Raw genomic sequence first — 9604 nt, forward strand, 5'->3', positions numbered from 1 at the left:
GCCGTTGGCCAGGGTGAAGGCAAGCTGGCTGATCGGGTTCGCACCGGCTTCGGCGATGTGATATCCCGAGATCGACACCGAATAGAAGTTGCGCACGCCGCGTTCGACGAACGACTGCTGGATGTCGCCCATCATGCGCAGCGCGAATTCGGTCGAGAAGATGCAGGTGTTCTGCGCCTGATCTTCCTTGAGGATGTCGGCCTGCACGGTGCCGCGCACCACCGACATCGTTTCGCGCTTGATCTTGGCGTAGGTCTCGGCATCGACCAGCTGGTCGCCGGTGACGCCGAGCAGGGCCAGGCCCAGCTGGTTGTTGTTCGACGGCAACTCGCCCGAATAGCTCGGACGGACCTTGCCCTTGAACAGATCGGCGATCTTCTTCTCGGCGGCCGCCCAACGCGCCGGCTCTTCCTTCAGATACTTCTCGATCTGCTGATCGATGGCGCAGTTCATGAACATCGCCAGGATCATCGGCGCCGGGCCGTTGATGGTCATGGAGACGGACGTCGACGGCAGACAGAGATCGAAGCCCGAATAGAGCTTCTTCATGTCATCGAGGGTGGCGATGTTGACGCCGGAGTTGCCGATCTTGCCGAAGATGTCCGGGCGGATTTCCGGGTCTTCGCCATACAGCGTGACCGAGTCGAAAGCGGTCGACAGACGCGTCGGTGCGCCCGGCTGGCTCAGGTAGTGGAAGCGGCGGTTGGTGCGTTCCGGCGTGCCTTCACCGGCGAACATGCGGATCGGATCTTCACCGACGCGGCGATACGGATACAGGCCGGCGGTGTACGGATAGCCGCCCGGCAGGTTTTCCTTGAGCAGGAAGCGCAGCAGCTCGCCCCAGCCTTCGTAGCGCGGTGCGGCAACCTTCGGGATCTTCGAGTGGCTCAGGGATTCGCTGTAGTTGTCGCCGGAAACCGGCTTGCCACGCACGTAGTACGTGTACTGGTCGTCGGTCACGCCCTTCAGGCGCGCCGGCCATTCACGCAGCAGCGAGATGGAATCCGACTTCAGGCCCTTGATCGCTTCGTTGTAGCGGCTGCGCAGGATCAGCAGGCTCTTGTCGCCGCCAGCGGTGAGGTCTTCACCGGCGTAGAAATCGAGCGGCTTCGGCAGCTTGGCGTCGTCGAGTTCCTTGAGCGCGTCCCACAGCGACTGGGCGCGGTCGGCGATGTCGGACTGCGATTCGCAATCGCGGTTGATGCTGCGGCCGCCTTCGGCGATTTCGGCGAGGTAGCGGGTGCGGTTGCCCGGAATCAGCACCGTGGCGCGCGGCTCCTTCAGCGTGGTGTCGAGGCTCGGCGTCCACTTGTCGACCGGCAGGCCGAGCTTGTCGCGCAGCAGGCGGCAGAGGTTGGTGAACATCCAGGTCACGCCCGGATCGTTGAACTGGCTGGCGATCGTCGGATAGACCGGAACGTCTTCGTCCTTCAGGTCAAAGCGCACGCGATTGCGCTTCCACTGCTTGCGCACGTCGCGCAGCGCGTCTTCGGCACCACGGCGATCGAACTTGTTGAGCACGATCAGCTCGGCGTAATCGATCATGTCGATCTTTTCGAGCTGGCTGGCCGCGCCGTAGTCGCTGGTCATCACGTAGATCGGGAAGTCGACGAGGTCGACGATTTCCGAGTCGCTCTGGCCGATACCGGCGGTTTCGACGATGACCAAGTCGTAGGTCAGGCTCTTCAGGAAGGCGATGCAATCCTTGAGCACGGTGTTGATCGAGGCGTGCTGACGGCGGGTCGCCATCGAACGCATGAAGGCGCGCGGGTTGCGCAAGCTATTCATGCGGATGCGATCGCCGAGCAGCGCGCCACCGGAACGGCGGCGCGTCGGATCGACGGCGAGCACGGCGATACGCATGGTCGGGAATGCCTGCAGGAAGCGCAGCAGCAGTTCGTCGACCGCAGAAGACTTGCCTGCACCACCGGTGCCGGTGAAGCCGATGACCGGCGTCTTTGCACCCGTGACCTTCCACTCCTCGCGCAGCTTGCTCAGCTCGGCTTCGTCGAACATGTCGTCTTCGAGTGCGGAGAGCCAGCGGCCCACGCTGATCTCGTCGTCGATGGTCGCCACGCCTGGCTTGATGCTGCCCTGACGATGCGATTCGGCGCGCTTGACCAGATCCTCGATCATGCCGACCAGGCCGAGCTTGCTGCCGTCATTCGGGTGATAGATGCGCTCCACGCCCTGCCCGTGCAGCGCCGCGATTTCTTCCGGCGTGATGGTGCCGCCACCGCCGCCGAACACGCGGATATGACTGGCGCCACGCTCGGCGAGCATGTCGACCATGTACTTGAAGAATTCGTTGTGGCCGCCCTGATACGAGGACAGCGCGATGCCGTCCGCGTCTTCCTGAAGTGCGGCGCGAACCACGTCTTCCACCGATCGGTTGTGGCCGAGGTGCACGACTTCCGCGCCCTGCCCCTGGATCAGGCGGCGCATCACGTTGATCGCCGCATCGTGACCATCAAACAAACTCGCCGCCGTGACAAACCGGAGCGGGTTGCGAGTCTGGGAGGTTTCGGTGTCCTGCGGCAGTAGCGACGGAGAATCAGGCATGGCGACGGTCTTCGGTGATCAATAAATGAGGCGTCCGGTTGGACGCTGGACTACGTTCACGGCAATACAAGCAACAACAAATCTGCAGACAAGCAAACCGCTGGCAATCAGGCGACGGCAGCCGCCTTTGCCAACTCGTCGCGAACCACGCGCTTCAGCACCTTGCCGGTCGCCGTCATCGGGAAGCTGTCGACGAGACGCACTTCCTTCGGCACCTTATAGCCCGCAATGTGCTGGCGACAGTGGGTGATGATTTCGTCCTGCGTCGGCTTGTGACCATCGGCCGGCATGATCAGCGCGACCACGCGCTCGCCCCACTTCTCGTCCGGCAGGCCGATGACCGCGCACATGCGCACGCCCGGATGCTTGGCGAGCACCTGTTCGACTTCCGCCGAATAGACGTTCTCACCACCGGTGACGATCATGTCCTTGACCCGGTCGACGAGGTACAGCAAACCTTCGGCATCGCGGCGTCCGGCATCGCCAGTCTTGTACCAGCCGTCCTTCAGCACGGCGGCCGTGGTTTCCGGCTGCTTCCAGTAGCCGCCGAAGATCGACGGCGAACGGACGATCAATTCGCCAACTTCACCGTCCGGCACTTCGACGCCAAAGGCATCGACGAACTTGACCTCGATCAGCGGCAGCGGTGTGCCGCAGGATTTCAGCTTGGCCTCGTCTTCGAGCACATGCTGTTCCGGCCGCAGCAGCGTGATCGCACCGGAGCTTTCGGTGGCGCCGTAGAACTGCATGAACTTGCACTTCATCTGCACCAGCGCCCGCTGCAGCAGATGCGAGCTGATCGGCGAACCTGCGTACATGACCAGACGCAAGCTGGAGAAATCGGCCGTCTTCGAATCCGGGTGATCGAGCAGCATCTGGATGGCCGTCGGCACCAGGGCAACGACGCTCGGGCGATCGCGGGCGATGATCTTGATCAGCTGGCCGGCGTCGAGCTGCGGCAGGATCGACAAGGTCGAACCGTTGTACAGCGACTGGATGGTCAGACCACTGCCGACCAGATGGAAATTCGGCATCACCATCAGCATCACGTCGTCCGGCTGCCACTGCAGCGCCGGTTCGAGATGCTCGCAGAGCCGCATGTAGTGGAAGCCGCGATGGGTCAGCTCCACACCCTTCGGCTTGCCGGTGGTGCCCGAGGTGTAGATCAGCAGCGCGGCCTGCTCGGCCGTCAGCGGGGCGTGCGGATCGGTGTTGGCGGCCTTGGCGAGCGCCTGGTCGAAGGCACTATTCGGATTCGGCGGATCGATCTCGACGATCTGGAACTTCTGGCTGCACAGCGCCTTGACGCTCTCGGCCAGCGGCATCAGCTCGCGGTCGACGAACAGCAGCGGCGCTTCGGCATCGGCGATCACCGCCGCCAGTTCCGGCGCGGCCAGGCGCCAGTTCATCGGCGACATCGTGCTGCCGGCCTTGTTGATGCCGAACAGCAGTTGGAAGTACAGCGAGGAATTCTTGCCGAGAAAGCCGACGTTCGAACGCGGCGCGACGCCGAGGCCGGCAATCAGGTTGGCGATGCGGTTCGAGCGATCGTCCAGCTCCGCAAAGGTGGTGGTACCCGAGCCGTCAACAAGGGCAACCTTGGTCGGGCGGGTCCGGGCATACAACCGGGGAATGTCGGCGAGTGTCTTGATGTCGGCATACAACCACATGGTTTCATCCTCTTTCGCTGTAACGAATAGCGCTGATTTCTCGGCAGGAAATCCCGTTCGGGAGCCGGCTCAACGTCCTTTGAAAATGGGTGCACGCTTTTCGACGAAGGCCATGATGCCCTCTCGAGCATCTTCGCTGCCGGCGCAACCGGCCAGCGCCTGGGCTTCGTCTTCAAGCTGGGTTTCCAGCGGCTGGCGCAGCGCCTTGTCGACCAGGCGACGAATTTCGCCGAAGGCGCGCGTCGGGCCGTTGGCCAGGCGTACGGCAGCCTTTTCGGCGGTGGCGGCCAGTACAGCATCCTCGACCACCATATCGGCCAGGCCGCAAGCGACGGCTTCGTCGGAGCTGAGCATTTCGTTGAACAGCAGGAAGCGGCGCGCGCGGGCGATGCCAAGACGCGACACCAGGCCAAACGAGGCGCCGGCATCGCAGGAATAGCCGATCTGCGGATAGGCGGCGCCGAAGCGCGCGCTCTTGCCGGCATAGACCATGTCGCAGTTGGCGATCAGCGCCACGCCGCCACCCATGCAGGTGCCATGTACCGAGGCGATCAGCGGCGCGTCGAGACGCTTCAGGCGCGCGATGCCCATGTGCAGGGTCGAGGTCCATTCGATGATCGATGCCGACAGCGTGTCGATCGACTCGACGAACATGCGGATGTCGCCACCGATCGAAAAGAACTTGCCGTTGGCACTGAGCAGCACGGCACGCACGTCCTTCTTGCGGGCAGTGAGCAGATTCGCAGCCTGGCTGAACTCCGAGCAGAACTGCGCGTTGAACGGATTGCCCGAGTCCGGCTGGTTCAGTGCGAGGCGTGCAATGCCGTCACTGATGCTCAGGTCGATGGTTTTGAATTCCACGATGTCGATCACTCCGGTGCAGCTGTTCAATAATCCGTACTGTCTACGCAGACATGTGCACAGGCAGTAAAAAAAAGGCTCGCCGCCAATGCTGGACGGCGAGCCTTCCGATCTTTAAGGCGATTTCGGGAGCGGCTTTCGTGCTCTTTCAAACGCCGACAGTTCTGCTCGGCTAGCCCGCGAGACGCTTCTGGCCAGCATCCGCGTCATCGCTCTTGGCAATCGGCTTGACCTTTTCGTGGCCCTGCACGCGGCCGAACAGCGAACGGCCGATGATCAGCTTCATCACTTCGATCGAGCCGCCGGCGATCTTAACGATGCGGCAATCGGCGAAGGCGCGGGAAATCGGGTACTCCCACATGTAACCCCAGCCGCCGAACAGCTGCAGGCACTCGTCGGCCGTCTTGCAGTGCAGGTTCGACAGCCACATCTTCGCCATCGCGGCGTCGACTTCATCGAGTTCGCCGGCCATGAACTTGGCGATGCAGTGGTCGGTGAAGACGCGACCGATCACCGATTCCGTATGCAACTCGGCGAGCTTGAACTGGGTGTTCTGGAACGCGCCGATGGTGGTGCCGAATGCCTTGCGGTTGGCGGTGTAGTCCACCGTCATCTCGATCAGCGTTTCGGTGACCGTGGCCGAACGGATCGCCTGGGCGAGACGTTCCTGGGCCAGCTTGGTCATCATCAGCTTGAAGCCTTCGCCTTCCTTGCCGAGCATGCATGAGGCCGGCACGCGCATGTCCTCGAAGAACAGCTCCGAAGTGTCCTGCGCCTTCATGCCGAGCTTTTCGAGGTTCTTGCCGCGCTTGAAGCCCGGGTTGTTGGTGTCGACCAGGAACAGCGTCACGCCCTTGGAGCCGGAATCGCTGTCGGTCTTGGTCGCCAGCACCAGCACGTCGCAAAGCTGGCCGTTGGAGATGAACACCTTCTGGCCGTTGATGATGTAGTCATCGCCATCACGCACCGCACGGGTGCGGATCGCCTTCAGATCCGAGCCGGCATGCGGTTCGGTCATGCCGAGCGAGCCAATGGCCTCGCCGGACACCATTTTCGGCAACCAGTGCGCTTTCTGCTCTTCGGTACCGAAACCCTTGACGTAGGTAGCGACCAGATCGCAATGGATCAGGAAGCCCGGGCCGGTGAAGCCGCTGCGCGCCATTTCCTCGAAGACCACGACATCGAAAAGATAATCGAGGCCGAGGCCGCCGTACTCTTCCGGCACCGTGCAGCAGAGCATGCCCGCTTCGCCGGCCTTGATCCACAGATCACGCGGCACGATGCCGTCGTGTTCCCACTGGGCGTGATACGGCGCGATCTCGCGCTCGATGAACTTGCGAACGGTATCGCGGAAAAGTTCGTGTTCGTGGGTGAACAGCGTGCGCTTGAACATGGTGCTTCCTCAAAAATTCTGTAAGAAATCGTATGGCAGCCTACTATCCTTGTAAAGCTGCCCCGGGAATCCGGATTGCCGCGGCCTGCGATCAGTACGACTTCGGCTGATCGAGCACTTTTTCGGCGATGAACGACAGGATCAGCTGCTCGGTGATCGGTGCGATGCGGGTCACCGTCACTTCGCGAAGCAGGCGTTCGACGTGGTACTCCTTCGCGTAACCCATGCCGCCGAAGGTCAGCACCGCCTGCAGACAGGCATCGAAGCCAGCGCGTGCGCCGAGGAACTTGCCGGCGTTCGCCTCGGCACCGCAGGGCAGATGGTTGTCGTACAGCCAGGCAGCCTTTTCGACCATCAGCTGAGCGGCTTCGAGGTACATCCACTTTTCCGCGAGCGGATGCTGGATGCCCTGGTTCTGACCGATCGGACGACCGAAGACGACCCGCTCGCGGCCGTACTTGGCAGCGCGGCGCAGTGCGTCCTGGCCGATGCCGATCGCTTCGATGCCGATCAGCACGCGCTCCGGATTGAGGCTGTGCAGGATGTAGCCGAAGCCCTTGCCTTCCTCGCCGATGCGATCGGAATCGGGGATGAACAGGTCATCGATGAAGATCGAATTCGAATCGACCGCCTTGCGGCCCATCTTCGGAATCTTGGTGACGGCGATCTTCGAACGATCGAGGTCGGTGTAGAAGATGGTGATGCCGTCGGTCGGCTTCTTGGCGTCTTCGAGCTTGGTGGTGCGGGTCAGCAGCATGATCTTGTTGGCGACCTGCGCGGTCGACGTCCAGACCTTCTGGCCGCGCACGACATAACCACCGTCGACCTTGGTTGCGAAAGTCTTGATCGCCGTGGTGTTGAGGCCGGCGTCCGGCTCGGTGAAGCCGAAGCAGCACTGGTCTTCACCGGCGATCAGACGCGGCACCCAACGCGCCTTCTGCTCGGGCGTGCCGTAAACCACGATCGGGTGCGGCCCGAACAGATTGATATGCACGGACGACGTCGCCGCCATGCCGCCGCCGTGGCTGGCGATCTCATGCATCATGATCATCGCTTCGGTCACGCCCAGACCCGAACCGCCGTACTCCTCCGGCATGGTCAGGCCGAGCCAGCCGCCATCGGCCATCGCCTTGTGGAACTCGCGTGGGAACACGCCGTCCTCATCACGCGCCAGCCAGTAGTCGTCGCCGAACGAGCGAACCACGGCACCGACGCCGTCGCGAATCGCCTGATGATCGGGATTGATCGAAAAGTCCATCGTGAACTCCGGAAAGTTAGAGAAAGGGAAAGCGGATTCGGACCTGCGAGCGGCGCGTTTACGCGGCCGGCTTGCGCAGCATCAGCGCCTGGCGCTGGGTGGTGCAGACGATCTCGCCGCGCTGGTTCAGGCCTTCGTGCAAGAAGGTGACGATGCCGGCGTTGGGGCGCGACTTCGATTCGCGAATCTCGAGCACCGTGGTGCGCGAGCGGATCGTGTCACCGGCGAACACCGGCTTCGGAAACCGGGTGTCGGTCATGCCGAGGTTGGCGACCGTGGTGCCGAGCGTGGTGTCCTGGATCGTCAGGCCAATGACCAGACCGAGCGTGAAGATCGAGTTCACCAGCGGCTGGCCGAACTCGGTGTTCTTGCAGTACTCGGCATCGATGTGGATCTGAGCCGGGTTGTAGGTGGCACCGCAGAACCAGACATTGTCCGATTCGGTGACCGTACGACGGATTTCGTGATCGAAAACCCGGCCCATTGCAAACTGCTCGAAGTACAGACCCGCCATTGCCGACTCCCGGAAAAGCCGCAACGCGGCCGATATTTAGTATGGTGCCATACTATCATGTCGGGATGGCGGGTCAACCGGCCTCGGGGTCTACCCTCTATTCAACGTCATTCCCGCGCAGGCGGGAATCGAATTCCCGGCTTCCTGCGGAGCGCTCGAGTTAGAACTGAATCCCTGCCTGCGCGGGATGACGCTGTTGTTGCGAATGTCCGCTTGATCAAAGCGACCGCGAAATCAGCTCTCGCATGATTTCCGAGGTGCCGCCGTAGATGCGCTGCACGCGGGCATCGGCGTAGAGCTTGCAGATCTCGTATTCGCGCATGAAACCGTAGCCGCCGAAGAACTGCAGGCAGGTATCGACGAGGCGACCGTGCATCTCGGTGCACCACAGCTTGGCGATCGAGGCGTCGGCCGAAGTCAGCGCATGGCGGTCGTGCTTCTCCAGGCACTGGTCGACGAACGCCCAGCCGACCGACAGCTCGGCCTTCAGATCCGCCAGCTTGTAGCGGGTGTTCTGGAAATCCATGATCGTCTTGCCGAAGGCTTTCCGGTTGTTGACGTAGTCACGAGTGATATCGAAAGCCTTCTGCGCCGAGGCCATCGACGACACCGCCAGGGTCAGACGCTCCTGCGGCAGCTCGCTCATCAACGATGCGAAGCCGGTGCCTTCGGCGCCGAGCAGATTCGATACCGGCACGGTCACATCGTCGAAGAACAGCTCAGAAGTGTCCGACGACAGATGGCCGAGCTTTTCCAGATTGCGGCCGCGGCGGAAGCCGGGGCGATCGGCTTCGACCAGTATCAGGCTCATGCCCTTCGAGCCCGGCGCGTCCGAGGTGCGGGCGACGACGATCACCAGATCCGAATGCTGGCCGTTGGAAATGAAGGTCTTCGAGCCGTTGATGACAAAGTCATCGCCATCACGCACAGCGCGAGTCTTGATGCCCTGCAGATCGCTGCCAGTGCCCGGCTCGGTCATCGCGATCGCGCAGACGGTCTTGCCGCTGACCATGCCGGTCAGCCAGCGCTGCTTCTGTTCTTCGGTACCGAGGCTGATCAGATAGCCGGCGCAGACATCGTTGTGCACTGACAGATCGGTTTGCGGACCGGCCATGCCGGCGTAGGCCAATTCCTCGACGACGATGGCGTTGTGCCGGAAGGTGCCGCCGACACCGCCGTAAGCGTCGCCGACCTGCGGGCACAGCAGACCCGCTTCGCCGGCCTTGTCCCACATCGCGCGGTCGACGATGCCTGCCTCTTCCCAACGCGCGAAATGCGGCGTCAGTTCAGCCTTGACGAAGCCGCGGACGGCATCGCGGTACATCTCGTGTTCTTCGTTATAGACA

The 9604-nt window shown here is 62.3% G+C and carries 7 protein-coding genes; all 7 read right to left on the bottom strand.

All coding sequences use genetic code 11. The annotated features are described in order from the left end of the window. A partial coding sequence (locus tag QZY06_RS19405; protein ID WP_295687226.1) for a methylmalonyl-CoA mutase family protein occupies positions 1-2562 on the bottom strand: 2562 nt, incomplete at its 3' end. A 107-nt stretch (positions 2563-2669) separates the two neighbouring features. Next, on the bottom strand, positions 2670-4232 hold the full coding sequence (locus tag QZY06_RS19410) for a long-chain-fatty-acid--CoA ligase (protein WP_295687229.1): 1563 nt from the start codon (positions 4230-4232) through the stop codon (positions 2670-2672). Positions 4233-4301: 69 nt separating this feature from the next. Then, positions 4302-5093 (bottom strand): enoyl-CoA hydratase/isomerase family protein, encoded by a 792-nt coding sequence (locus QZY06_RS19415; RefSeq protein WP_295687231.1) that lies wholly within the window; start codon positions 5091-5093, stop codon positions 4302-4304. A 172-nt stretch (positions 5094-5265) separates the two neighbouring features. Beyond that, the gene (locus QZY06_RS19420; RefSeq protein WP_295687233.1) at positions 5266-6486 is read right to left on the bottom strand and encodes an acyl-CoA dehydrogenase family protein; all 1221 of its coding nucleotides are present in this window, start codon (positions 6484-6486) and stop codon (positions 5266-5268) included. 91 nt (positions 6487-6577) lie between these two features. Continuing rightward, positions 6578-7744 carry an acyl-CoA dehydrogenase family protein gene (locus tag QZY06_RS19425; RefSeq protein ID WP_295687234.1) on the bottom strand — a complete coding sequence of 389 codons (1167 nt, stop codon included), beginning with the start codon at positions 7742-7744 and terminating at the stop codon, positions 6578-6580. Positions 7745-7802: 58 nt separating this feature from the next. Further along, a complete protein-coding gene (locus QZY06_RS19430; protein ID WP_295687236.1) occupies positions 7803-8258 on the bottom strand; it encodes a MaoC family dehydratase in 456 nt (151 codons plus the stop codon). Between the two features lie 217 nt (positions 8259-8475). Beyond that, positions 8476-9604 (bottom strand): acyl-CoA dehydrogenase family protein (locus QZY06_RS19435; RefSeq protein WP_295687238.1); only part of this gene is annotated, 1129 nt, incomplete at its 5' end.

The organism is uncultured Nevskia sp. (assembly GCF_903885465.1).
GTDB lineage: Bacteria > Pseudomonadota > Gammaproteobacteria > Nevskiales > Nevskiaceae > Nevskia.

Excerpts from the sequence above, each read along its gene's own strand:
- QZY06_RS19420 (WP_295687233.1), bottom strand. The coding sequence starts at position 6,486 with ATGTTCAAGCGCACGCTGTTCACCCACGAACACGAACTTTTCCGCGAT.
- QZY06_RS19425 (WP_295687234.1), bottom strand. The coding sequence starts at position 7,744 with ATGGACTTTTCGATCAATCCCGATCATCAGGCGATTCGCGACGGCGTC.
- QZY06_RS19410 (WP_295687229.1), bottom strand. The coding sequence starts at position 4,232 with ATGTGGTTGTATGCCGACATCAAGACACTCGCCGACATTCCCCGGTTG.
- QZY06_RS19430 (WP_295687236.1), bottom strand. The coding sequence starts at position 8,258 with ATGGCGGGTCTGTACTTCGAGCAGTTTGCAATGGGCCGGGTTTTCGAT.